26 protein-coding genes are annotated in these 24,173 nt (G+C 71.1%); 9 read left to right on the top strand and 17 right to left on the bottom strand.

Annotated features, from left to right (window positions below):
- Positions 1 to 228, bottom strand: a complete 228-nt coding sequence (locus R0232_RS01375; protein ID WP_208509050.1) for a hypothetical protein — start codon at positions 226 to 228, stop codon at positions 1 to 3.
- A gap of 184 nt (positions 229 to 412) precedes the next feature.
- Between R0232_RS01375 and R0232_RS01380 the strand changes: the two genes are divergently transcribed.
- Positions 413 to 832 carry a carboxypeptidase regulatory-like domain-containing protein gene (locus R0232_RS01380; RefSeq protein ID WP_296774536.1) on the top strand — a complete coding sequence of 140 codons (420 nt, stop codon included), beginning with the start codon at positions 413 to 415 and terminating at the stop codon, positions 830 to 832.
- Between the two features lie 3 nt (positions 833 to 835).
- On the opposite strand, the gene R0232_RS01385 is transcribed toward R0232_RS01380, so the two are convergent.
- From R0232_RS01385 to lplT, 3 genes are all read right to left on the bottom strand, one after another.
- Positions 836 to 1,327, bottom strand: a complete 492-nt coding sequence (locus R0232_RS01385; RefSeq protein ID WP_431511018.1) for a glutathione peroxidase — start codon at positions 1,325 to 1,327, stop codon at positions 836 to 838.
- 11 nt (positions 1,328 to 1,338) lie between these two features.
- A complete protein-coding gene (locus tag R0232_RS01390; protein WP_431511019.1) occupies positions 1,339 to 2,229 on the bottom strand; it encodes a DMT family transporter in 891 nt (296 codons plus the stop codon).
- Between the two features lie 127 nt (positions 2,230 to 2,356).
- Positions 2,357 to 3,661: a lysophospholipid transporter LplT gene (gene lplT, locus R0232_RS01395; protein WP_208509046.1), complete on the bottom strand. Its 1,305-nt coding sequence runs from the start codon at positions 3,659 to 3,661 to the stop codon at positions 2,357 to 2,359.
- A gap of 178 nt (positions 3,662 to 3,839) precedes the next feature.
- Here lplT and alr point away from each other — a divergent pair, with 178 nt between their 5' ends.
- From alr to R0232_RS01425, 6 genes are all read left to right on the top strand, one after another.
- A complete protein-coding gene (alr, locus tag R0232_RS01400) occupies positions 3,840 to 4,949 on the top strand; it encodes an alanine racemase (protein ID WP_431511020.1) in 1,110 nt (369 codons plus the stop codon).
- Complete coding sequence (locus R0232_RS01405) at positions 4,946 to 5,683, top strand: hypothetical protein (RefSeq protein ID WP_431511021.1); 738 nt, start codon at positions 4,946 to 4,948, stop codon at positions 5,681 to 5,683. The genes alr and R0232_RS01405 overlap by 4 nt, the downstream gene beginning before the upstream one ends.
- A gap of 15 nt (positions 5,684 to 5,698) precedes the next feature.
- Positions 5,699 to 6,691 carry a LysR family transcriptional regulator gene (locus R0232_RS01410; RefSeq protein ID WP_431511022.1) on the top strand — a complete coding sequence of 331 codons (993 nt, stop codon included), beginning with the start codon at positions 5,699 to 5,701 and terminating at the stop codon, positions 6,689 to 6,691.
- A gap of 105 nt (positions 6,692 to 6,796) precedes the next feature.
- Positions 6,797 to 8,407, top strand: a complete 1,611-nt coding sequence (locus R0232_RS01415; RefSeq protein ID WP_431511023.1) for an AMP-binding protein — start codon at positions 6,797 to 6,799, stop codon at positions 8,405 to 8,407.
- Positions 8,408 to 8,421: 14 nt separating this feature from the next.
- The gene (locus R0232_RS01420) at positions 8,422 to 9,630 is read left to right on the top strand and encodes an acyl-CoA dehydrogenase family protein (protein ID WP_431511024.1); all 1,209 of its coding nucleotides are present in this window, start codon (positions 8,422 to 8,424) and stop codon (positions 9,628 to 9,630) included.
- Between the two features lie 34 nt (positions 9,631 to 9,664).
- The gene (locus R0232_RS01425; RefSeq protein WP_093343960.1) at positions 9,665 to 10,660 is read left to right on the top strand and encodes a tripartite tricarboxylate transporter substrate binding protein; all 996 of its coding nucleotides are present in this window, start codon (positions 9,665 to 9,667) and stop codon (positions 10,658 to 10,660) included.
- Between the two features lie 3 nt (positions 10,661 to 10,663).
- Here the strand turns inward: R0232_RS01425 and R0232_RS01430 are convergent, their stop codons facing one another.
- Positions 10,664 to 11,584 carry a LysR family transcriptional regulator gene (locus R0232_RS01430; RefSeq protein ID WP_431511025.1) on the bottom strand — a complete coding sequence of 307 codons (921 nt, stop codon included), beginning with the start codon at positions 11,582 to 11,584 and terminating at the stop codon, positions 10,664 to 10,666.
- Between the two features lie 112 nt (positions 11,585 to 11,696).
- On the opposite strand from R0232_RS01430, the gene R0232_RS01435 reads away from it, so the two are divergent.
- Complete coding sequence (locus R0232_RS01435) at positions 11,697 to 12,638, top strand: DMT family transporter (protein WP_398500538.1); 942 nt, start codon at positions 11,697 to 11,699, stop codon at positions 12,636 to 12,638.
- A 29-nt stretch (positions 12,639 to 12,667) separates the two neighbouring features.
- Entirely contained in the window at positions 12,668 to 13,372 is a 705-nt protein-coding gene (locus R0232_RS01440; RefSeq protein ID WP_431511026.1) for an alpha/beta hydrolase, read from the top strand.
- A gap of 12 nt (positions 13,373 to 13,384) precedes the next feature.
- Here R0232_RS01440 and R0232_RS01445 read toward each other — a convergent pair whose 3' ends face one another.
- The 12 genes from R0232_RS01445 to hpaE are packed head-to-tail and all read right to left on the bottom strand — an operon-like array spanning position 13,385 to position 24,166.
- A complete protein-coding gene (locus R0232_RS01445) occupies positions 13,385 to 14,362 on the bottom strand; it encodes a 2-dehydropantoate 2-reductase (protein ID WP_431511027.1) in 978 nt (325 codons plus the stop codon).
- A gap of 16 nt (positions 14,363 to 14,378) precedes the next feature.
- Positions 14,379 to 15,179, bottom strand: coding sequence for a class II aldolase/adducin family protein (locus tag R0232_RS01450; RefSeq protein WP_431511028.1), 801 nt, complete (start codon positions 15,177 to 15,179; stop codon positions 14,379 to 14,381).
- Between the two features lie 18 nt (positions 15,180 to 15,197).
- Positions 15,198 to 16,187: a Bug family tripartite tricarboxylate transporter substrate binding protein gene (locus tag R0232_RS01455; RefSeq protein ID WP_208510155.1), complete on the bottom strand. Its 990-nt coding sequence runs from the start codon at positions 16,185 to 16,187 to the stop codon at positions 15,198 to 15,200.
- A gap of 34 nt (positions 16,188 to 16,221) precedes the next feature.
- On the bottom strand, positions 16,222 to 17,958 hold the full coding sequence (gene ilvD, locus R0232_RS01460; RefSeq protein WP_431511029.1) for a dihydroxy-acid dehydratase: 1,737 nt from the start codon (positions 17,956 to 17,958) through the stop codon (positions 16,222 to 16,224).
- Positions 17,959 to 17,995: 37 nt separating this feature from the next.
- The gene (locus R0232_RS01465) at positions 17,996 to 18,460 is read right to left on the bottom strand and encodes a nuclear transport factor 2 family protein (RefSeq protein ID WP_431511030.1); all 465 of its coding nucleotides are present in this window, start codon (positions 18,458 to 18,460) and stop codon (positions 17,996 to 17,998) included.
- Between the two features lie 16 nt (positions 18,461 to 18,476).
- Entirely contained in the window at positions 18,477 to 19,307 is an 831-nt protein-coding gene (hpaI, locus tag R0232_RS01470) for a 4-hydroxy-2-oxoheptanedioate aldolase (protein WP_431511031.1), read from the bottom strand.
- A 17-nt stretch (positions 19,308 to 19,324) separates the two neighbouring features.
- Entirely contained in the window at positions 19,325 to 20,128 is an 804-nt protein-coding gene (hpaH, locus tag R0232_RS01475; protein WP_093343978.1) for a 2-oxo-hept-4-ene-1,7-dioate hydratase, read from the bottom strand.
- Between the two features lie 17 nt (positions 20,129 to 20,145).
- Positions 20,146 to 20,553 (bottom strand): 5-carboxymethyl-2-hydroxymuconate Delta-isomerase, encoded by a 408-nt coding sequence (locus tag R0232_RS01480; protein ID WP_208510161.1) that lies wholly within the window; start codon positions 20,551 to 20,553, stop codon positions 20,146 to 20,148.
- Positions 20,554 to 20,566: 13 nt separating this feature from the next.
- On the bottom strand, positions 20,567 to 21,394 hold the full coding sequence (locus R0232_RS01485; protein ID WP_431511032.1) for an extradiol ring-cleavage dioxygenase: 828 nt from the start codon (positions 21,392 to 21,394) through the stop codon (positions 20,567 to 20,569).
- Positions 21,391 to 21,726 (bottom strand): aromatic ring-opening dioxygenase subunit LigA, encoded by a 336-nt coding sequence (locus tag R0232_RS01490; protein ID WP_431511033.1) that lies wholly within the window; start codon positions 21,724 to 21,726, stop codon positions 21,391 to 21,393. Before R0232_RS01490 ends, R0232_RS01485 begins: the two co-directional genes overlap by 4 nt.
- Before the next feature lie 2 nt (positions 21,727 to 21,728).
- Positions 21,729 to 22,703, bottom strand: a complete 975-nt coding sequence (locus R0232_RS01495) for a tripartite tricarboxylate transporter substrate binding protein (protein WP_431511034.1) — start codon at positions 22,701 to 22,703, stop codon at positions 21,729 to 21,731.
- The gene (gene hpaE / locus R0232_RS01500; RefSeq protein WP_057592752.1) at positions 22,700 to 24,166 is read right to left on the bottom strand and encodes a 5-carboxymethyl-2-hydroxymuconate semialdehyde dehydrogenase; all 1,467 of its coding nucleotides are present in this window, start codon (positions 24,164 to 24,166) and stop codon (positions 22,700 to 22,702) included. The genes R0232_RS01495 and hpaE overlap by 4 nt, the downstream gene beginning before the upstream one ends.
- Positions 24,167 to 24,173 lie beyond the last annotated feature (7 nt).

Genomic DNA, 24,173 nt, shown 5'->3' on the forward strand with positions numbered 1-24,173 from the left:
TCAATCGCAGCGGTAGGTGACCTCGCCCTGCGGCGCGCGGCCCTTGGTCGGCGGCACGAAGCGCAGCGGCGCGCCGAAGTTGCGGCAGTAGGCCTCGGCCTCCTCGGGACTCGGCGAACGCAGCACGCCGTCGCCGAGCATGGTCACGCGCGGCGCGGTGCGGGTCGCGCAGCCGGCGAGAACGGCCGCCAGGGCCAGGAGGATCAGCGGGGTGGCGCGATGGCGCATGGCGAGAACGGCGCCAGGACGGCGGCGTGGAAGTGCGGGAGCGCCGACTGTAGCGGGTCCGGTCGTCCTGGCGCTTCCGGTCGGCTGCGCCACCGCCGCACACGCGGCCGCGCCCTGGTCCGACTCGCCCGACTGTGGCGCCGGCGCATCATTTCTGCATCCATCGCGCCAAGGAGTACGTCCCATGTCCCGCTTTCCCACCCGTGCCGCGCTCGCGGCCGCCTTCCTGTCGCTCGCAGCCGGTGCTTTCACCAGCGCCCAGGCCCAGTCCGCCATGCCCGCCTGGAAGGGCGAGGGCGCCACGCGCTACGTCTGCGGCGGCATCGGCTCCGACGAGTCGAAGGCCATGCGCGCCGCGATGAAGGAACACCCGCTGGCGCTGCTGTTCGCGCGTGCCGACGGCGCCTACCTGGCCGACCTGCAGGTCGAGATCAAGGGGGCGGACGGCGCCGCCGCGCTCTCGCTGCGCGCCTCGGGGCCGGTGTGCCTGGTCGACATTCCCGCGGGCCGCTACACGGTGGTCGCGACCACCCAGGGCGGCGAGTCGAAGAGCCAGGCCGTCACGGTCGGCAGCGGCTCGACGACCGCGAGCTTCAGGTATTGAGCGTCAGGCGGAGGAGGCGAGCGCCGCCTCGATGTCGCGCGAGAGCGAGGCCGGCGTGTCGAGCGGCGCATAGCGCTTGCGCACCTGGCCGTCGCGTCCGACCAGGAACTTGGTGAAGTTCCACTTGATGGCGGTGCTGCCCAGCAGGCCCGGCTTCTCCTTCACCAGCCACTGATAGAGCGGCGCGGCGCCGCTGCCGTTGACGTCGATCTTCTCCATCATCTGGAAGCTCACGCCGTAGTTCTTCATGCAGAAGGCGCCGATCTCCTCGTTGGTGCCCGGGTCCTGGCCGCCGAACTGGTTCGACGGGAAGCCCAGCACCGCGAGGCCCTGGTCGGCGTACTTCTCGTGCAGTTCCTCGAGGCCCGCGAACTGCGGCGTGAAGCCGCACTTGCTCGCGGTGTTGACGATGAGCAGCACCTTGCCCTTGAAGGCCGAGAGGCTCACCGGCTGGCCGTCGATCTGCCTGGCCTCGAAGTCGTAGACGCTGGTCATGGGGAGTTTCCTCAGGGGGTCGAAGGAGCGCGATCTTCGCTCGCGGCGGGCGTTCGCGCAAACGAGGACCAGACCGCGGCCGCCACGATCAGCGCGCCGCCCGCGAGGATGCGCGAGTTCATCGTGGCCGCGCCCAGCGCCACCGAGGACACGCTCGCGAACAGCACCTCCGACAGCATGATCACCGCGGTCGCGCTGGCCGCCAGCCGCGCGGCGCCGTACTGCAGGCAGACGTTGGCGATCACGAAGCCGAAGCCCAGCAGCGCGGCCCAGCCGATCCAGCCCGGCGAGGCGGCGGTCGGCGGCGCGAAGGCGCCGAGCGCGGTGCCGGTCAGCGCGGCCGTGCCCGCCACCACCGCGCAGCCGCAGAACATCGCGAGCGCGCGCGATTCGCCGGGCGCCGCGCGCAGCTGGCGCAGCACGATGTTGGTGACCGCGAAGCCGAAGCCCGCCGCCACGCCGAGCCAGTCGGGCAGGCTCGAGGGCACGGGCCAGTCGGTGCCCGGCGTCTTGAGCACCACCGCCACGCCGGCCAGCGCCAGCGCCACGCGCGCCAGCGATCCGCCCGTGGGCCGCTCGCCCAGCACCGTCCAGCCCAGCAGCACGCTCCACAGCGGCATCAGGTAGAACAGCAGCACCACGCGCACCACGTCGCCCTGCGTCACGGCCCAGTTGAAGCCCACGTTGGTGAAGCCGGCCGCGAGGCCCAGCAGCACCAGCATCGGATGCGCCACGAAGCTGGCCCAGGCGCCGCGGCGCAGCAGGCCCACCACGGTGGCGATCGCAAGGTAGATCAGGCAGGTGGTCCACACCGGATGCAGGCCATGGCCTTCGATGTGGCGGAACGGAAACCACGACAGCCCCCAGACGAAGGCATTGAAGATCAGGGCGAGGGCGGGCATCGGGCGGGCAAACCGCCGAGCATAGCGGTCCCTCGGTGCGGCCGCCGCCGGGCCGCCCCAAGGCGGGCCGCGTCTCCCCCTCGGGGGGTGGAGTTACACGACCGAAGGGCGTGAAAAGCCGGGGGGCTCAGTGATGCTTGTCGCTGCGCGCGATGGCGAGCAGGTGCTCGACTTCCTCGGGGTACTTCTTGAGGTTGTTCTCGTGCCAGCGCTTGATGACCCACATGCAGCCCGCCACCACGAAGCCGAAGGCGCTGATCGCGCCGTAGGCCGACAGGCCCAGGCCGGTGCACACGCTGTAGAAGCCGCCGAGCAGCAGGATGCAGGCCTGCTCGTTGAAGTTCTGCACCGCGATCGAGCGGCCGGCGCCCATCAGGTTGTGGCCGCGGTGCTGCAGCAGCGCGTTCATCGGCACCACCAGGAAGCCGCCGAGGCCGCCCAGGATGATGAGGAAGGGCACCGCGAGCCACACGTTGCCGATGAAGTTCATGCAGATCACCATCAGCCCCATCGCGATGCCCATGGGGATCACGCGGGTGGCCATGTCCAGCCGCATGCGCATCGAGGCCACGATGGCGCCCACGGCGGTGCCGATGGTCACCACGCCCGTGAGGGCCGAGGCCTGCGTGGTGTTGTAGCCCAGCGCCAGCGAGGCCCAGGCCAGCACGATGTACTTGAGGTTGCCGCCCGCACCCCAGAACAGGGTGGTGGTGGCCAGCGAGATCTGGCCCAGGCGGTCGCGCCACAGGCGGGCGTTGCAGTGCCAGAAGTCGGGCAGCAGGCCGACCAGGTTGCGCGCCAGGCTGTGCTCGGGGTTGGAGCGCATCGGCCGCATCTCGACGCCGGTGTGCGGGATGCGCGTGTTGAACCAGGCCGCGACCATGTAGACCACGATCAGCACCGAGAGCGCGGCCTCGGCCGGCGAATCGATGCCGGTGTCGATGAAGGGCATGTCGAAGGCCAGCAGCTTGCTCGAGACCGCATGGCCCACCAGCGTGCCGCCGAGCACGATGCCCAGCAGGATCGAGGCGATCGTCAGGCCCTCGATCCACCCGTTGGCCTTGACCAACTGCGAGGCCGGCAGCAGCTCGGTGAGGATGCCGTACTTGGCCGGCGAATAGGCGGCCGCGCCCAGGCCGACGATCGAATAGGACAACAGCGGGTGCGAGCCGAACAGCATCATCAGGCAGCCGAACACCTTGATGGCGTTGCTGATGAACATCACCCGCCCCTTGGGCAGCGCATCGGCGAAGGCGCCCACCAGCGGCGCGAGCACCACGTAGAAGACGGCGAAGATCGGCACCAGCGCCGCGCGCTGCCACTCGGGCGCGCCGGCGTTTCGCATGAGATCGACCGCAACGACGAAGAGCGCTTGGTCGGCCAGCGACGAAAAGAACTGGGCCGACATGATCGTGTAGAAACCGCGCTTCATCGATGGGCTGGCTGGCCAGGGGGGTCGCTGGCAGTAGTGAAAAAGTGTCGCGTGGAAGGCGAGTGGGCGGTTATAGCATGGGGGTACGACAGGCCCTGCAGGCAGCTTCTGCGTATTCGACCCCATTCCCGAAGATGCTAAAACGTGGTCTGCAAATCGTTTTCAAAGACCCTTCGCCATGCCCCGCCCCATTCTCGCCACGGTTCACACCGCCGCCTTGCGCCACAACCTCGAGCGCGTGCGCCGCAATGCGCTCGATTCCCGCGTCTGGGCGGTGGTCAAGGCCAATGCCTACGGCCACGGCATCGAGCGCGTCTACGAGGGGCTGCGCGGCGCCGACGGCTTCGCGCTGCTCGACCTGGCCGAGGCGCAGCGCGTGCGCGCGCTGGGCTGGCGCGGCCCGGTGCTGCTGCTCGAGGGCGTGTTCGAGGCGCGCGACCTCGAGCTGTGCTCGCGGCTCGACCTCTGGCACACGGTGCATTGCGACGAGCAGATCGACATGCTCGCGGCCCACAAGACCCTGCAGCCGCACCGCGTATTCCTCAAGATGAACTCGGGCATGAACCGCCTGGGCTTCACGCCCGAGCGCTTCGCCGCCGCCTGGACCCGCCTCAACGCGCTGACCCAGGTCGACGAGATCTCGCTGATGACCCACTTCAGCGACGCCGATGGCGAGCGCGGCATCGCGCACCAGGTCGAGGTCTTCGAGCGCGCCGCGCGCGACCTGCCCGGCGAGCGTTCGATCGCCAACAGCGCCGCCACCCTGCGCCATGCCGACAGCACGCGCGGCGACTGGGTGCGCCCCGGCATCGTGCTGTACGGCAGCGCCCCCGACTTCCCGGCCAACGATGCCGCCCACTGGCAGCTGCAGCCCACCATGACGCTGTCGACCAAGCTGATCGGCGTGCAGACCCTGCAGCCCGGCGACACCATCGGCTACGGCTCGCGCTTCACGGCCGATGCGCCGCTTCGGATCGGCATCGCGGCGGTCGGCTATGCCGACGGCTATCCGCGCCACTGCGACACCGGCACCCCGGTGCTGGTCAACGGCGTGCGCACGCGCATGGTCGGGCGCGTCAGCATGGACATGATCACGGTCGACCTCACGCCCGTGCCCGACGCCGGGTTCGGCACCGAGGTCACGCTGTGGGGCCGCTCGGCCGTCAACGATGCGGTGCTGCCCATCGACGAGGTGGCGCGGGCCGCGGGCACCGTGGGCTACGAGCTGATGTGCGCGGTGGCCCAGCGCGTGCCCTTCGCACCCGAGACCGTCGACCACGACCGATGAAGGTCCTCTCCAACTGGCGCTCGGTGCGCCTTTGGGAGACGCAGGTCGAGCGCGACCTGCACCGCCACCACAGCCTGCGCACACACGGCATCCTGATCGGCAGCCTCACGCTGCTGCTGATGTGGGGCGCCTCGGCGCTGCAGATGCACCTGCTGGGCGTGCAGTCGCTGGCGGTGCGCTACTTCATGACCCTGGGCGTGGGCTACCTCGGCTACCTGCTGGTGCTGCGCTGGTGGGCGCAGCGGTTGGTGGAGGGGCGCGCCGACCTCGGTGACGCGGTCGATGCGGGCGATGCCGGCGAGTTGGCCTTCGACGCGGGCAGCGCGCTCGCGCGCTCGGGTGCCAGGGCGGACGGCGGCCTGCTGTCCGATGCCGCCAGCGGCGCGCTCGAGGTCGCCGGCGGTGCCGACGAGGGCGCCGTGGTGGTCGTGCCGGTGGTCGCGATCTTCCTGGTCTGCATTGCCGTCGTGCTCGGCGCCGGCTCGCTGGTGCTGCTGTATTTCAGCTGGGACGCGCTGCTGGCCGTGGCGATCGAGGTGGCGTTCTCGTACGTCTCGGCGCGCGCCGCGGTGCGCGTGGCGCGCGAGGGCTGGCTCCTGGCGGCGGTGCGGCTGACCTGGAAGCCGCTGCTGGGCGCGGTCGCCTGCGCCGTGATCCTCGGCGCCACCCTCGACCACTTCCTGCCCGAGGCGCGCAGCCTGCCCGAGGCGGTGCGCATGCTGCTCGGGCGCTGAGGCGAGGCTCGCACCGTGGACCTGCGCACCCTGCGCTACTTCATCGCCGTGCTCGAGGCCGGCAGCCTCTCGCGCGCCGCGGGCACGCTCTACATCGCGCAGCCGGCGCTCACGGCGCAGATCAAGAAGCTCGAGTCCGAGCTCGGCGCGCAGCTGTTCGACCGCTCGCACGCGGGCGTCACGCCCACGCCCGCGGGCCTGCAGCTCTACGAGGACGCGCGGCGCCTGCTGTCCGATGCCGACGCGGTGCGCGAGCGCATCCAGCGCCTGCCGCAGGGCCCCGAGGGCTCGGTCACGGTGGCCGTGCCCTTCCTGCTGGCTTCGCTGCTGCTCGGGCCGGTGCTGGCCGAGCTCAAGGCCTCGCATCCGCGCATCCGCGTGTTCGTGCTCGACGACCTGAGCCTGATGGTGAAGAAGGCCATGCTCGACCGCCGTGCCGATGTCGGCATCCTGGTCGACACGCCGCAGGTCGAGGGCCTGGCCTGCCGCCCGCTCGCGCGCGAGGCCATCTTCGCCTGCGGCTTCGACCGCGACGGCAGCGTGGCGCCGCGCCTGCGCACCGGCCGGCGCAGCAAGGCCCGGCCCGCGCCGCGGCCCGAGATCGACTTCGCCGACGCGGCCCGGCTGCCGCTGGTGCTGCAGTCGCGCCGCTTCGCGATCCGCCAGCGCGTGGAGGAGGCCGCGGCCACGCTCGGCGTGGCGCTCAACCTCGCGCACGAGCACGATTCGGCGCGCGTGATCCGCTCGCTCTATGTCTGCGGCGCCGGCTTCACCTTCACGCCGGCCTGCGCGCTGTCGGACAACCCGCCCGCGGGCGAAGGCTGGATCGCGGCGCGCGTGGTGCGGCCCGCGCTGCAGCGCAGCTACGCCATCGCCACGCCGGCCGACCGCGCGCCCGATCCCGCCGCCCAGGTGGTGGCGCGCGCCCTCGTGCGGCAGGCCGCGCGGCTGATCGCCGAGGGCCGCTGGGAGGCCGAGCTGCTGGCCGAGGTCGAGCCCGAGGCATAGCGCGGCGCCGGTCTTGCAACCAAGGCCATCAATGCGATTGATGGCTCGGCATCAGCAAACGGTATTTCCCGTGCCGGGGCGCTTTGGCGGACAGTGGCGCATCGCATGCACGAACGCATGCCTGCCCCCAGGAGACACCCCTTGCCACAGACCACCCCCCGGGTCGCCAACGTCGGCGAACTCGTTTCGCGCTGCGCGCGCCTGCACGGCCCGCGGATCGCGCTGCGCACCGAATCCCGCAGCCTCAGCTACGAGGCGCTCGACCGCCGTTCCAACCGGCTCGCCAACGCGCTGCTGGGGCTGGGCCTCGCGCGCGGCGACCGCGTCGGCATCTACCTGCCGAACTGCATCGAGATCGTCGAGGTCGAGCTGGCCTGCTACAAGGCCGCGCTGGTCAAGGCGCCGTTCAATGCGCGGCTCTCGCCCGCCGAGGTCGGCGAGATCGTCGCCAACAGCGGCGCCGCGCTGATCGTCACCACGGCCGAGCGTGCCGAAGCCTTCCTGCCGCACCTGAAGGGCGACGCGCGTCCCAGGCTGCTGTTCGTCGACGCGCCCGAGGGCGACGCCTCTTCCTACGAAGGCGCGCTCGGCCGCGCCAGCGATGCCTTCGAGGCCGCGCGCGTCGAGGCCGACGAGCTCGCCGTGCTGCACTACACCTCGGGCTCCTCGGGCGTGCTCAAGGCCGCGATGCAGACCTTCGGCAACCGGCTCGCGCAGCTGCGCAAGTTCCTCGTGCGTTCCGAAGGCATGCGCGAAGGCCACCTGCTGGGCCTGGTCGGACCGGTCACCCATGCCTCGGGCATGCAGATCGTGCCCGCGCTGTGCAGCGGCGCCACCATCCGCCTGTTCGCGGGCTTCGAGCCCGGCCGCTTCCTCGCCGACATGAAGGCCGAGCGCGTGACCCACACCTTCATGGTGCCGACCATGATCAACATGCTGCTGGCCGAGCTCGAGGGCCGCTACCGCCCGCTGCCCGACCTGCAGCGCCTGGGCTACGGCGCCGCGCCGATGGCGCCCGCGCGCATCCTGCGCGCCATGGACGTGTTCGGCCCGGTGCTGTCGCAGGGCTACGGCGCGGGCGAGACCACCTCGGGCGTCTGCGGCCTCGGCGTGGAGGACCACCTGTTCGCGCGCGCCGCCGCGCCCGAGCGGCTGGCCTCGTGCGGCCGGCCCTTCCTCGAGTCGCTGGTGGAGATCGTCGACGACGCGGGCCAACCCGTGGCCCGCGGCGAGATCGGCGAGATCGTGGTCAGCGGCCCCGACGTGTTCGCCGGCTACTGGCGCGCACCCGAGCTCACGGCCGAGGTGCTGCAGAACGGCCGCTACCACACGGGCGACCTCGCGCGCGCCGACGACCAGGGCTTCGTCTACATCGTCGACCGCAAGAAGGACATGGTGATCAGCGGCGGCTTCAACGTCTATCCCTCGGAGGTCGAGGCCGTGCTCTACCAGCACGAGGCCGTCGCCGATGCCTGCGTGTTCGCCGTGCCCGACGACAAGTGGGGCGAGGCCGTGGCCGCGCACGTGGTGCTCAAGCCCGGCCATGCGCTCGACCTGGGCGCGCTCGATGCCTTCTGCGCCGAGCGGCTCGGCGGCTTCAAGCGGCCGCGCCGCGTGGAGTTCGTGGGCGCGCTGCCGAAGAACCCGAACGGCAAGGTCGCGCGCAAGGCGATCCAGGCGCCGTACTGGGCCGGCCAGAGCCGCATGGTCAGCTGAGGGCGGGGACGGACATGAACGCATCCCTCCCGTCGTCCGGCGCCCATGCGCGCCCCTTCGAAGGTTCCGCGCGCGCGGCCGAGCTGATCGCGCGCATCGAGGACTTCCTGCACGGCGAACTCGCCGACCTGGTGCGCGCGCACGGCATCGACCACGAGCACGGCGCGAGCCGCGAGCTGCTGCGGCAGGTCTGGTGCCGCTCGCAGGCACTGGGCTTCTACGGCATGACCCTGCCCGAAGCCATGGGCGGGCTCGGCCTCAGCGTGCTCGACCACGTGCTCGTCAAGGAAGCGATCTACGCGAGCGGCTCGCCGCTGGCGCCACACGTGCTCGGCGAGCTCAGCGGCCCGCCGCGCGTGGGTGCGCTGGTGCGCAAGGCCACGCCGCACCACATGGAGCGCTTCATCGTGCCGGTGGCGCGCGCCGAGAAGGCGATCTGCTTCGCGCTGACCGAGGCCGAGGCCGGCTCCGACGCGGGCGCGGTGCAGACGCGCGCCGTGCGCGAGGGCGAACACTTCGTGCTCAACGGCCGCAAGCGCTTCATCTCGGGCTCGCCCTTCGCCGACTTCGCGGTGCTGATGGCCTCCACCGCGAGCGACCCGGCGCAGCGCGAGGTCAGCGCCTTCTTCGTCGACCTCGCGCAGCCCGGCGTGCGCGTGGAGGCCGGCTACAAGACCATGGCGGGCCAGTCGCACACCGGCGACATCGTGCTCGAGGACTGCCGCATCCCGGTAGCGAACCTCGTGGGCGAACCGGGTCGCGGCCTCGCGCTCGCGCTCGGTCGCATCACGGTCAACCGGCTGCTGCACTGCCCCGCGATGGTGGGGCTGGCCGCGGTGGCGCTGCGCGATGCCTGCGAATACGCCGGCCGGCGGCGCCAGTTCGGCCGCGCCATCGGCCAGTTCCAGGCGATCCAGCACATGCTCGCCGACATGGCGACCGAGCTGGCGGCCGCGCGCGCGCTGATGCTCGCGACCGCGCGCCAGATCGACGCCGGCTCCGAGGCGCGCGCCGAGGCCTCGATGGCCAAGCTGTTCTGCTCCGAGTCGGCCTTCCGCATCGCCGACCGCGCGGTGCAGATCCATGGCGGCGAGGGCATCGTGCAGGGCCGGCGCGTGGAGTTCCTGTTCCGCATGCTGCGCATGTACCGCGTGCTGACCGGCACCAGCGAGATCCAGCGCAACACCATCGCGCGCGAGCTGCTCGGCGAGCTTCCGGGCTGAACGCATCAACCAAGAACGACAAGGAGACAACCCCATGTGCTTCACGGACCGCCGCCGCTTCCTCGGCACCGCCTCCGCCGCGCTGGCCGCCTTCGCGCTGCCGGCCGCCTCGCGTGCCCGCGCGGCCGCCGCGCCCTGGCCCGAGCGCCCGATCAAGTGGGTCGTGCCCTACCTCGCGGGCACCGGCCCCGACATCACGGCGCGCGTGCTGGCCGAGGCCGTGGGCCCGCTGCTGGGCCAGCCGGTGGTGATCGAGAACAAGGGCGGCGCCGGCGGCAACATCGGCGCGCGGCTGGTGGCGCGCGCGCCGGCCGACGGCTACACCTGGATCTACTCGGCCGCGCCGATGGCCGCCAACATGCGCATGTACCGCAGCCCCGGCTACGACGCGCTCAAGGACTTCCGCCACCTCATGCGGCTCACCACCTCCGACATCGTGCTGGTGGTGAACGCCAACGCCGGCATCGCGAGCCTGGCCGAGCTGGCCGCGAAGGCGCGCGCGAACCCCGGCAAGCTCGACTACGCCTCGGGCGGCGTCGGCACGCCCTCGCACCTCGGCGTGGAACTGCTGCTGAACGCGCTCGGCGCGCAGGCCACGCACGTGCCCTACAAGGGCGCCTCGGAGCTGGTCAACGCCATCCTCGGCCAGCAGGTGGTGTTCGGCACGCCGATCCTGTCGGTGGCCGCGCCGCAGATCCAGGCCGGCAGGCTCAAGGCGCTCGCGATCGCGGGCGCGCGCCGCAACCCCACACTGCCCGAGGTGCCCACGCTGGCCGAGCTCGGCGTGAAGGGCGTCGAGCTGACCTCCTGGGGCGGCATCTCGGTGCCGGCCGGCACGCCCGACGCGATCGCCGAGCGCATCCGCGCGGCCTTCGAGAAGGCGCTCGCGCAGCCCGCGGTGCAGGCCACGCTGGCCGAGAACGGCGGCCTGGCCAGCCCGCAGGGCGCGCGCGAGTACACGCGCGGCTTCACGCAGGAGATGGCGCTGACCGAGACGATGATGAAGCAGGCGGGGCTGCAGCCGCAGTGAGGCTCAGCCCTCGGTGCCGAGGTGCGCCACGAGGTGGTCGATCAGCACCCGGCACTTGGGCACCGTGAAGCGGTTCGGCGGATAGAGGATCCACGCATGGCCGTGGTAGTTGCCGCGGAACTCCCAGTCGCCGAGCACGCGCGCCACGCGGCCCTCGCCCAGGGCCTGCCGCGCCGAGAAGGCCGGCACGCAGGCCACGCCCAGGCCGGCCGTCGCGGCCTCCATGCGCATCTCGCTGTGGTTGGCGATGTAGCGGCCGTGCACCGTCACCTCCACGTCGTCCTCGCCGGGGCGGCTGAAGCGCCAGTGGTTGTCGCGCTCGTGCTCGCCCAGCGACAGGCAGCTGTGGGCCGCGAGATCGCGCGGGTGCGCGATGGCCGCATGGCCCTCGAGGTAGGCGGGCGCGGCCACCAGGATGTGCGCCACCGCCATCAGCCGGCGCGCCACCAGCCCCTCGGGCGGCTCGGTGGTGAGCCGCACCACGAGGTCCACGCCCTCGCGGATCGGATCGATGTCGCGGTCCTCCACGATCAGCTGCACGTCGACCGCCGGATGGCGCGCGAGGAAGTCCAGCACCAGCGGATGCAGCACCCGCCGCGCGAAGGCCTTGGGCGCGCTCAGCCGCACCAGCCCGCGCGGCTCGGCCGAGAAGCGCTGCGCCAGCGCCATCGTGTCCTGCGCCGCGGCCGCCAGTTCGCGGCAGCGCTCGAAGGCCTCGGCGCCGGCCTCGGTCAGGCGCAGCTGGCGCGTCGTGCGCTGCAGCAGCTGCACGCCGATCTCCTTCTCGAGCCGCTTCACCTGCCGGCTCGCGGCCGAGGGCGTGATGCCCAGCAGGTCGGCCGCGGCCGAGAAGCTGCCGAGCTCGGCCACGCGCAGGAAGGCCACCATCTCGGGCAGTACCTTGAGGAATGAATTCGGTCCCACGGTGCAACAGTCCTGTTCCTGCGGATGGCTACTCGCCGCGATCGATGCCCGGAACAATTCCGCCTCGGGCCCTGCGCATGGCGCGCGGGCACCGGCATCGAACAGGCGGAGTATGGATTCAAAGCGCGCGGGCGGCATCGCCCTCACCCCCGGCGGCGTGCCGGCCCGGCCCGGCTTCGGCATGGCCGAACTCATGCTGCTGCTGGTGGCGGCGGTCTGGGGCGGCAGCTATGCGGTCGCCAAGCAGGCCACCCTGCAACTGCCGGTGCTCGAATTCATCGCGCTGCGCTTCGGCCTGACCTTCCTCGTGCTGCTGCCCGCGCTGCGCCCGCTGGTGGGGCCGCAGTGGCGGCAGGGGCTCGCGGTGGGCGGGCTGCTGGGCGCGAACCTGCTCGCGATCTTCGTCTGCGAGACCTTCGGCGTCTCGCTCACCAGCGCGAGCAACGCCGCCTTCCTGATCAGCCTGTGCGTGGCCTTCACGCCGCTGGCCGAATGGTGGCTGCTCGGCGAGCGGCCCGCGCCGCGCGTGTTCGCGGCCGCGGCGATCTCGCTCGCGGGTGCCGCGCTGCTGTCGCTGAGCGCGCATGCCTCGGCCAGCTCGGCCGGCCTGGGCTGGGGCGACGCGCTGATGGTCGCGGCCGCCGTGCTGCGCGCCCTCATGGTCTGCCTGACGCGCCGCCTCGCGGGCCGCCATGCGCTGCCGGCGCTCACGCTGACCGCGGTGCAGGCGGGCACCATGGCCCTGGGCGCGGCCGTGCTGGCGCTCGCGGTGTCGGGCGGCGCCTGGCATCTGCCGCCGGCCACGGCCTCGTTCTGGTGGGGCATGGCCTACCTCGTGCTGCTGTGCACCGTGTTCGCCTTCTTCGCGCAGAACCATGCGGCCTCGCGCACCAGCCCGAGCCGGGTGTCGCTGCTGATGGGCAGCGAGCCGGTGTTCGGCGCGCTGATCGCGGTCTGGGGCTTCGGCGAACGGGTCGGCCCGGGCGGCTGGATCGGCGGCGCGATGATCGTCGCGGCCGCGTGGTGGGTCACGCTGCCGCCGCGCCGAGCTTGAGCCCGCCGGGCATGGCATCCTCGGCGCGCATGACCGATTTCTCCGTGGCCCACGGCCCCCACACCCTGCGGGGCTCGATCCTTCCGAATGCCGCGGGCGAGTTGCCCCGCGTGCTGGCGCTGCATGGCGGCGGCGTCCAGGCCTCGCGGCGCGGCATCCGCTACCTGCTCGACGGCCTGGTGCAGGGCGGCGTGCCCTGCGCCTCCTTCGACTTCTGCGGCCATGGCGAGAGCGATGGGCAGCTCGAGGGCTCGAGCCTCGCGCACCGCGTGGCGCAGGCGCGGACCGTCGCCGAGCGGGTGGCACCGGGCCGGTCGATGTCGCTGATCGCCAGCAGCATGGGCGGCCACATCGCCTGCGCGCTGATCCCCGTGCTGAACCCGCCCGCGCTGGTGCTGTTCTGCCCCGCCGCCTACGTGGCCGAGGCCGAGGACGCGCCCTTCGGCCCGCGCTTCCAGGGCCTCCTGCGCGCGACCCGCGACGAGGACTACGCGGCCTCGCCGGCCTTCGCCGCGCTCGATCGCTTCGAGGGCCGGCTGCTGCTGGTGCTCGGCGACGAGGACGCGGTCATTCCCGCCGCGGTGCTCGCGCAGTACGCGCAGCGGGCGCGGCGCGCGAAGAGCGTGGAAGTGCTGCAGCTCGCGGGCGCGGGCCACAAGCTGCACGAATGGCTGCCCGCGCATCCGCGGGACCACGCGCGCGTGCTCGAGGCCGCGCTGCGCACGCTGGCGTAGCGCCGGCGCCGCTCAGTACAGGCCGAGCTGCCGCGTCTTCAGGCGCGCCAGCCCCAGCAGCGCATCGGTGAACGGCGTCGCCACGGCGGTCAGTTCGCCGAGCTCGCGCACCACGGTCACGAGGGCGTCGAGCTCGACCGAGCGGCCGGCCTCCACGTCCTGCAGCATCGAGGTCTTGAAGGCGCCGAGCTTGCGCGTGACGGCGTGGCGGTCTTCCGGGCTCTGCGCGATCTCGATGCCGATGCGGCGACCGATCTCCTTGGCCTCGAGCATCACGGCCGAGATGAAGCCGCGCACGTAGTCGTCGCCCATGATCAGGTCGGTGGTGGCACCGGTCAGCGCGCTGATCGGGTTCACCGTCATGTTGCCCCAGAGCTTGAACCAGACGTCGCGCTGGATCTGCGGCGACAGCGTGGTCTCGATGCCCGTGGCCTGCAACAGCTCGACCAGCTTCTTCACGCGCGGCGTGGCCTCGCCCGAGGGCTCGCCCACGATCAGGCCGTTGCCGAAGTGGTGCCGCACCACGCCGGGCGCGTCGAGCGAGCAACTGCAGTGCACCACGCCGCCGATCACGTTGGCTGCTGGAATGGCACGCGCGATCGCGCCGTCGGGATCGACCGCACCCAGGCGGTGGCCCGCGATGGGGCCGCCGAAGCCGCCCTCGAGGAACCACCAGGGGACGCCGTTCATCGCGGTCAGCACCAGGGTGTCGGCACCGATCAGCGGCGCGATGCGCTCGGCCACGCCGGCCAGCGCCGGCGCCTTGACGGCGATCACCACCAGGTCCTGCACGCCGAGTTCTTCCGGGTCGGCCACCGCATTGACCGGCACGCGCGTGCGCACGTCGCCGCGCATCAGCGAGAGGCCGTCGCGCTGCAGCGCTTCGAGCGTGGCGCCGCGCGCCACCACGTTGAGGCGCTGGCCCGCTTGCGCGAGGCCGACGCCGATCCATCCGCCGATCGCGCCGGCGCCGTAAATGCAGATCTTCATGGTCGGATCGTAGCGGTCAGGCGCGGTAGGAAGGATCGATGCGGTCGACCTGGCGCACCAGGGCATTGAACACGTCCTGGCCGGCGCCGTGCGCGGGGCTGAACTGCAGCGCGTCGCGCGTGCAGCGGCGCGCGATCTCCTCGCTCACGGGGATCGCGGCGCCCATCGAGAAGGTCGCCATCTGGATCTCGCAGGCGCGCTGCAGGGTCCAGAGGATCGCGAAGGTCTGCGGCAGGGTCTGGCCCCAGGCCAGCAGGCCGTGGTTGCGCAGGATCACGGCATTGCGGTCGCCGATGCTCTTGAGCAGGCGCGGACCCTCGTCGGCGTGGATGGTGATGCCCTCGAACTCGTGGTAGGCCACCATGCCGTGCAGCTGCGCGGTATAGAAGTTGGTCTGCTGCAGGCCGCCCTGCAGGCAGGCCACGGCCACGCCCGCGGTGGTGTGCGTGTGCATCACGCAGTGCGCGCCCTCGAGGCCGTCGTGGATCGCGGCATGCACCGTGAAGCCGGCCGGGTTGACCGGGAAGGTCGAGCCGTCGAGCACGCGACCCTGCAGGTCGATCTTCACCAGGTTGCTCGCCGTGACCTCGCTGTAGTGCAGGCCGAAGGGATTGATCAGGAACTGCTTCTCGCCACCGGTCACGCTGTCGGGCAGCCGCACCGTGATGTGGTTGTAGATCATCTCGGTCCAGCCCAGCATCGCGAAGATGCGGTAGCAGGCCGCGAGCTCCTCGCGCGCGGCGCGCTCGTCGGGATGGATCGAGGGATGGACCAGGGCCGACGCGGACGACGGCGTGGTGGTGGCGAGAGGGGTCATTGCAGTTCCTTCATACGGTTAGCCTTCCGCGGTGAAGCCGACTTCCTTGACGATCGGCGCCCACTTGGCGGTGTCTTTCTTCAATAGTTCGGTCAGTTCGGCGGGCGTGGAGGACATGGCTTCCAGGCCGAAGGTGCCGAGGCCGTCGACCACGTCCTTCTGTGCCAGCGCATTCTTCATCGAGGCATTGAGCCTCGCGACCAGCTCGGGCGAGGCCTTGGCCGGCAGGAAGAAGGCGAACCACTCGCTGTGCGCCATGTCCTGGATGCCCTGCTCGCCGAAGGTCGGCACGTCGGGCGCGAAGCGGCTGCGCTTGGCGCCCGAGACGCCGAGGATGCGCACCTTGCCCGTGGGCAGGTGCTGCGTGATGTCGCCGATCGGGCCCGACACCGCCGAGATGTTGCCGCCCAGCAGGTCGAGCATGGCCGGCTGCGTGCCGCGGTAGGCCGCGTGCTTGAGCTCGACGCCGCCCTTCTTGCCGAGCAGCGCGCCGATGAAGTGCGGCGTGGAGCCGGCCGCCGGCGAGCCGTAGTTGGCGCCGGCCGGGTTGGCCTTGGCCCAGGCCAGGAATTCGGGCACGGTCTTCACGCTGGCCGGCACGGCCGGACCGACCGCGAAGCCGAAGTCGAAGATGCAGCCGATGGTCACGGGCGTGAGGTCGACCATCGGGTCGTACGGCAGCTTCTTGTAGATGTGCGGGTAGATCGTGAGGATCGAGGTCGGCGTCTGCAGGATCGTGGTGCCGTCGGCCGGGCGGCCCTTGACGTAGCCGACCGCGATCTGGCCGCCCGCGCCGGTGCGGTTCTCCACCACGGCCGCGCGCGCGTAGTCGGGGCTCAGCTTGGTCGCGACCCGGCGGCAGATGGTGTCCGAGGTGCCGCCGGCCGCGAAGCCGGTGACGATGGTCGCGGTCTCGATGCCGGCCTGCGCGAAGGCCCGTTGGCCGATGCCGGCAAGCAGCGCGGAGGCGCCGGTGGACTGCAGCAGCTGGCGGCGGGTGAAGCTCATGATGGTTCTGTCTCCGGGTAACGGTGGTTGGGGGTCAGGACTCGTCGCGCAGCCAGGTGACCGCGCCCGAATGGGTCACCGCGCCCTGGTGGGCCGGGCGCACGGTGAGCGCGTATTTTTCCAGCAAGCCACCGCGCGGGACCCCCGCGTTTACCTCACGTCCGGCGAGGCGCCGCGCGATCTCCTCGTCCGTCAGTTCCACCGAAATGGTGCGCGCCGCCGCGCGCGCGTCGATCGCGATCAGGTCGCCGTCGCGCAGCGCCGCGATCGGGCCGCCGTCGGCCGCCTCGGGCCCGGCATAGCCGATGCACAGGCCGCGCGTGGCGCCCGAGAAGCGTCCGTCGGTCAGCAGCGCCACCTTGTCGCCCATGCCCTGGCCGTAGAGCAGGGCGGTGATGCCCAGCATCTCGCGCATGCCGGGGCTGCCCTTCGGGCCCTCGTTGCGGATCACGATCACGTCGCCGGCCTCGTACAACCGGTTCTGCACCGCCGTCTGCGCCTGCTCCTCCGAATCGAAGACGCGCGCCGGGCCGCGGTGCACCAGCGTCTGCAGGCCGGCGGTCTTGAGCAGCGCGCCATCGGGGCAGAGGTTGCCCTTGAGCACCGCCAGCCCGCCGTCGCGCGTGATCGGGTTGCCGGCCTCGCGCACCACGCGGCCGTCGGGCGCCAGGGCGTCGGCCAGTTCCTCGGCCATGGTGCGGCCGGTGAAGGTGAGCACGTCGCCGTGCAGGAAGCCCTGCTCGAGCAGCGTGCGCAGGATCACGCCGGCGCCGCCGATGTAGAACACGTCGCGCGCGAGGTAGCGCCCGCCCGGGCGCAGGTCGGCGATGAGCGGCGTGCGCGCGAACACCTCGGCCACGTCGTCGAGGTGGAAGCGGATGCCGGCCTCGTGCGCGATCGCCGGCAGGTGCAGCGCGGCATTGGTCGAGCCGCCCGTGGCCGAGACCACGGCGCAGGCGTTCTCGAGCGCCTTGCGCGTGACGATCTCGCGCGGCAGCGGGCTGTCGCCCATCACCGCCTTCATCAGCGTCTTCGCGGCGCGGCGCATCAGCGGCGCGCGCTCGCTGAACACGGCCGGCACCATGCTCGAGCCGATCGGCGCGAGGCCCAGCGCCTCCGACACCATGCCCATGGTGTTGGCCGTGAACTGCCCCGCGCAGGCGCCGGCCGTGGGCAGGCAGGCGCGGCTCATGGCGTCGAGCTCGTCGTGCGTGGCCGTGCCGGCGAGCACCTTGCCGATGGTCTCGTAGGTGTCGACCACGTTGAGGTCGCGCCCGTCGGGCCCGGGCATCTGGCCCGGCAGCGCCGAGCCGCCGTGCACGAACACGCTCGGCACGTTGCAGCGCACCATGCCCATCATCAGGCCCGGCAGGTTCTTGTCGCAGGCGCCGATCGCGAAGATGCCGTCCCACTGGTGGCCGCGCACCGAGGCTTCCACGCTGTCGGCGATCAGCTCGCGCGAGATCAGCGAGAAGCGCATGCCCGAGTGCGCCATGGTCAGCCCGTCGCTGACCGACACAACCGGGCATTCGTGCGGCGTGCCGCCGCCCGCGTAGATGCCGGTCTTGGCATGCTGCGCCTGCTCGCGCAGGTTCAGGTTGCACGGGCTCATCTCGCCGCCGGTGTGGAACACGCCGACGTGCGGGCGCTCGATGTCCTCGTCGTCCTGGCCCAGCGCATGCAGGAAGCTGCGCGTGGTCGCGCGGATCGTGCCCTCGCGGATGGTGGCGGAACGGAAGCGCGGCGGCTTGGGGTCGGTGGGCGTGGTCATCGGCTGGCGGCGGGCTGGCTCGGGTGGGGGAAAAGGGTCAGAACATGCCGTTGCTGTTGGCGGCGGTCTCGGGCACCGGCTGGATCACGTCCCAGTGCTCGACGATCTTGCCGTTCTCGAGCTTGAAGATGTCGACGATCGCGTTGCCGCGCGTGCCGGGCTCGCGCACCGCGTGCACGTGCAGGATCACGTAGTCGCCCTCGGCGAAGCTGCGCTTGATCTCGCTTTTCGAGTTCGGGAATTTCTCGCGCAGGAAGGCGATGAACTTGCGAAAGCCCTCGGGGCCGTCGGCCGCGGTCGGGTTGTGCTGCACGTAGCGGTTGCCCACGTACTGGAGCGCGGCCTCGGCGTCCTTCTGGTTCAGGCCCTTCTCGTAGAAGGCCAGCACGGCCCGGCGGTTGGCTTCCTGCTGCGCGCCGGGGCCGGTGGCGGGGAGTTGGGCGCAGGCCGCGAGGCCCAGCACGGCGGCGGCGACGAGGAACTTGAGGGCGATGCGGCGCATGCGGACTCCTGCGTGGTCAGTAGCTGCTGGGGGCGGGCGCGGCCGGGGCGGCGCCGTTCTTGAACTTGGCGGCGAGCTGGCGCGCGGCCGCGGCCAGCACGATGGTGTCCACGCCCACGGCCACGAAGGTGGCGCCGGCCGCGAGCCACTTGCGCGCCTGCTCCTCGGTGGTCGAGAGGATGCCCGCGGCCTTGCCGGCCTTCTGGATGCGCGCGACCGCGTCGGCAATCACCGCCTGCACCTCGGGATGGTTGGGCTGGCCGACGAAGCCCATCGAGGCCGAGAGGTCGGCCGGGCCGATGAACACGCCGTCGACGCCGGGCGTGGCCGCGATCGCGTCGAGGTTCTTCATCGCTTCGACCGTCTCGGCCTGCACCAGCAGGCAGGTCTGGGCATTGGCTTCGTGCAGGTAGTTCGGATAGGCCTGCCAGCGCGAGGCCCGCGCGAGCGCGCTGCCCATGCCGCGGATGCCCTCGGGCGGATAGCGCATGCCCTGCACCATGCGCGCGGCCTGCTCGGCGGTGTCGACCATCGGCACCAGCAGCGTCTGCGCGCCGATGTCGAGGTACTGCTTGAGCAGCGTGGTGTCGCCCACGGGCACGCGCACGATCGGCTGCGGCCGGGTCGCGCCCTCGGGCAGCGCCGACCAGGCGCTCGAGATGCCCTGCAGCTGCGCGAGCACCGAGCGCACGTCGTTGGGCGCGTGCTCGCCGTCGACCAGCAGCCAGTCGTAGCCGGTGCCGGCCAGGATCTCGGCCGCGTAGCCGTCGGCCAGGCCGACCCACAGGCCGATCTGGGCGCGCTTCTCGGCCATGGCCTTCTTGAACAGGTTGATGGGGGTTTGCATGAGGTATTCCGAAGAGGTCAGACGAGGCGGAACGACACGGCGCCCAGCGGGCCGTAGTCGGCATGGAAGGTGTCGCCGGGCAGCGCGGTGGTCGGGCGCGTGAACGAGCCGCCGAGCACGACCTCGCCGGCCTCCAGGTGTTCGTCCCAGGGCGCGAGCTTGTTCGCGAGCCAGGCCACGCCGGTGGCCGGATGGTTGAGAACGGCCGCGGCCACGCCCGATTCCTCGATCACGCCGTTCTTGTAGAGCAGCGCGCTGACCCAGCGCAGGTCGACCGCGTCGGGCTTCACGGGCCGCCCGCCGATCACGATGCCGGCATTGGCCGCGTTGTCGGCGATGGTGTCGAAGACCTTGCGCGGCGCCTTGGTGTGGCGGTCGAACTGCTCGATGCGCGCATCGATGATCTCGATCGCCGGCACCACGTAGTCGGTGGCCGCGAGCACGTCGAAGATGGTCACGCCCGGGCCCTTGAGCGGCTTGCCGAGGATGAAGGCCAGCTCGACCTCGATGCGCGGCGCGATGAAGCGCGTGAACGGGATGTCGCTGCCCTGCTCGAAGAACATGTCGTCGAGCAGCGTGCCGTAGTCGGGCTCGGTGATCTGGCTCGACTGCTGCATCGCGCGCGAGGTCAGGCCGATCTTGTGGCCCTTGGCCACGCGGCCCTCGGCGATCTTCTGCTTGACCCATGCGCGCGAGATCGCATAGCCGTCCTCGATGGTCATCTCGGGAAAGCGCTTGGAGAAATGCTCGACCTGCACGCGCGAGCGTTCGCTCTCGTGCAGTTCGGCCGCGAGCCGGGCGATGGTGTCGGAAGAAAGCATGGCGGTGTGTGTGGGGGTCAGCTCTTGTTGAACAGGGGATGCAGGTTGCTGTGCTTGCCGTCGTAGACCTGGCCGGGGCTCTCGTCGATCTGCAGCGTGATGCCGATGTGGCGTTGCGAGAAGACGGGTTCGAAGTGGCTTCGCACCCTGGCCAGCAGCTCGTCGCCGGCCTTCTTCTTCACGGCCTCGGAGCGGCCCGCTGCCATGCGCAGGTTGAGGTAGACGAAGGCGTAGTCGGCCTGGCCGTCGGCCACCGCGTAGTGGGCGGCAGGGTAGGCCAGCACGCGCGTGCCACCGGTCGGGAACACCGGCTTGCCGGCTTCGTCGCGCTGTTCGAGCATGGTGTCGGCCAGCGTGCGGCACAGCGCCGACATGTCGGTCTCGGCCTCGATGTTGGGCGTGTAGAGGATCACCAGGTGCGGCATGGTCGTGCTCCGTTCAAACCACCGACATCGTCGCGGCCGTGCAGGTCACCGCGAAGATCGGAATGGCCTTCATGTGGAAGATCTCGCCCTGGCCGCGCGCGGCCGCGGCCACGCTGAGGAAGGTGCGGATCTCGAAGCCGCCCTGGCCGGCCTCGCGGTAGGTCGCCTCGTCGCCGTAGTCGTCGAGCGACAGCAGCGCCTCGCGGTCGTTGGCGCACCAGCGGCGCATGAACTCGGCGTCCCACTCGGCATTGACCTTGCCCGAATCGGGCGTGGCCGGCCAGTGCGAGATGCCGCCGGTGCCCACCAGCGCGATGCGCTCGGGCACCTTGTCGCAGGCGCGGCGCAGCGCTTCGCCGAAAGCCCAGGCGCGGTGCAGCGGCGTGAGCGGCGGGCCCTGGCAGTTGATGTTGACCGGGATGACCTTGGTGTCGAAGTTCGGCGTGAGGAAGTTCAGCGGCACCATGATGCCGTGGTCGAACTTCCACTCCTCGGCATAGGCCACGTCCACCGTCTGCATCACCTCGCGGATCAGCCGCTGCGACAGCGCGGCGTCGCCCGGGATCGTGTGCTTCTCGATGCCGAGCCACTTCGGGTCCTCGATCGGGCCCTCGTAGCTGTCGGCCATGCCGATCGCATAGGCCGGCATGTTGTTCATGAAGAAGTTCGCGAAGTGCTCGGCCGCGATCACGATCACCGCGTCGGGCCTGGTCGCGCGCATGGCCTCGCCGAAGCGATGGAACTGCGCGTGGAACTCGTCCTTCACCGCCGGGTCGGCGAGATGCGCGCGGCCGGTGATGCCGGGGGCGTGGCTGCACACGCCTGCGAATACGAGACTCATACGCCCGCCACTTTCTCGTCGGTTCCGGTTGTCATTGCATAGATGCCGGCGCGCACCGGTCCGTACTTGCGCACGCCCTCGCGCATGGCCTCGAGGTAGTCGGCCCACGGAATGCCCAAGAGCGGCGCGAAGTGCATCAGCAGCTGCCCGTTGCAGCCCAGCACGTAGAGCTTGCCGACGTCGCCGCCGTCGATGGCCTCGCGCTCCTCGTCGCTGAGGTCGTAGCCGCCGAGCAGCGCCTTGCGCGCGTCGCCGCCTTCGGCATAGCGCCGCTGCACCTCGGCATCGCGGTTGAGCGCGAACAGGAATTTCTGCATCGCATAGAGGCTCATGGTCAGCCCTCGATCTGGATGTTGGCCTTGCGGATCACGTCGCCGTACTTCGCGATCTCGCTCTGGACGAAGACCGCGAAACGCTCGGGCGAGCCCGACAGCGACGCGATGCCGCCCTTGCGGAAGGCCTCGGTCACCACCGCTCCCGCGAGCGCGCGGTTGACCTCGGCGTTCACGCGCTGCACCACGGCGTCGGGCGTGCCGGCGGGCGCCAGCAGGCCGTTCCACGAATTGGACTCGATCGCCACGCCCTGTTCGGCCAGTGTGGGAATGTTCGGCGCGTACTGCGAGCGCTGCGCGGTCGCCATGCCCAGCGCCACCAGCTTGCCGCCCTCGACGTGGCCGCGGAACTCGGGCCAGTTGCCGAACATCATCGTGACCTGGCCGCCGAGCAGGTCGGTCAGTGCCGGTCCCTGGCCCTTGTAGGGCACGTGCACGATGTCCAGGCCCATCTGCAGCTTGAGCATCTCGCCCGAGAGGTGGGCCGAGGTGCCGTTGCCGAAGGAGGCGAAGCTCAGCGTGCCGGGCCTGGCCTTGGCCTGGTCGCGCAGGTCGGCCAGCGTCTTCAGGCCGCTGCCCGGATGGGTGGCGAGCACATGCTCCGACATGCCCATCAGCGCCACCGGGCGCAGGTCCTTCAGCGTGTCGTAGGGCAGCTTGCGCACCAGCGTCTGGTTGGCAGCGAAGCTGTTGGCCACGCAGACGAAGCTGTAGCCGTCGGGCGCGGCCTTGGCGACCGTGTCGACGCCGATCACCGTGCCCGCGCCGGGCTTGTTCTCGATCACCACGGGCTGGCCCAAGGCCTTCGCGAGCTCGGTGCCGACCAGCCGCGCGACGAAGTCGGTGGTGCCGCCGGGCGGGAAGGGCACGACGATGCGCACCGGCCGGGCCGGCCACGCGGCCTGGGCGCGCGCCAGCATCGGCAGTGCCGCGAGCGCGGCCGTGCCTTGCAGCAGCGTGCGGCGCGCGAGGCTCATGCCACGCCCCAGTGCGGGATGTGGTGCGAGCCCATCGACACCGCCACGTTCTTCGGTTCGCAGAACACCTCGTAGCTCCAGGTGCCGCCTTCGCGGCCCGTGCCCGAGGCCTTGGTGCCGCCGAAGGGCTGGCGCAGGTCGCGCACGTTCTGGCTGTTGACGAAGCACATGCCGGCTTCCACCGCGGCGGCCACGCGATGCGCCTTGCCGATGTTCTCGGTCCAGACGTAGCTCGACAGGCCGTACTGGATGTCGTTGGCCAGTTCGATGGCATGCGCCTCGTCGCGGAACGGGATCAGGCAGGCGACGGGGCCGAAGATCTCGTCCTGCGCGATCTTCATGCGGTTGTCGACGTCGGCGAACACCGTGGGCACCACGTAGTTGCCCTTCTTCACGCGGTCGGGCAGGTTGCTCGGTGCTTCGAGGCCGCCGCACAGCAGGGTAGCGCCTTCCTTCGGGCCCAGCTCGATGTAGCTGCGCACCTTGGCCAGGTGGGCCTGCGAGATCATCGGGCCGACGATGGTCTTCTCGTCGAGCGGATCGCCCACCGTGATGCGCCGGGCGCGCTCGGCGAATTTGGCGGCGAAGTCGGCGTAGATCGACTGCTGCACCAGGATGCGCGAGCCGGCCGTGCAGCGCTCGCCGTTGTTGCTGAAGATCATGAACACGGCCGCGTCGAGCGCGCGGTCGAGGTCGGCGTCGTCGAAGATCACGAACGGGCTCTTGCCGCCGAGCTCCATGCTGAACTTCTTGAGGCCCGCGCTCTTCACGATGCGGTTGCCGGTGGCGGTGGAGCCGGTGAACGAGATCGCGCGCACGTCGGGGTGCGCCACCAGCGGCTCGCCCGCTTCCTTGCCGTAGCCGTGCACCAGGTTCAGCACACCGGGCGGAATGCCGGCCTCGAGCGCCAGCTCGCCGAGGCGCGCGGCCGACAGCGGCGAGAGCTCGCTCATCTTCAGCACGGCCGTGTTGCCGAAGGCCAGGCAGGGCGCGACCTTCCAGGTGGCGGTCATGAAGGGCACGTTCCACGGGCTGATCAGCGCGCACACGCCGACCGGATGGAACAGCGTGTAGTTCAGGTGCGTGGGCGTGGGGTAGGTGTGGCCGTCGACGCGCGTGCACATCTCGGCGAAGTAGTAGAAGTTGTCGGCCGCGCGCGGCACCAGCTGCTTGCCCGTCTGCGCGATGACCTGGCCGCAGTCGTTGGTCTCGGTCTGCGCGATCTCTGGCACGTTCTTCGCGATCAGGTCGCCGAGCTTGCGGATCAGCTTCGCGCGCTCGGGCGCGGGCATGCCTGCCCACTTGGGGAAGGCTTCCTTGGCGGCGGCCACGGCCGCGTTCACCTCGGCCTCGCCTCCGGAGGCGACTTCGGCCAGCACTTCCTGCGTGGCGGGGTTGACGGTCTCGAAGTAGTCCGAGCCCTTGACGGACTTGCCGCCGATGAGATGGTCGATCTGTTGCATGAGGGAA

The organism is Variovorax sp. DAIF25 (assembly GCF_050711835.1).
In the GTDB taxonomy this organism is placed as follows: domain Bacteria; phylum Pseudomonadota; class Gammaproteobacteria; order Burkholderiales; family Burkholderiaceae_C; genus Variovorax.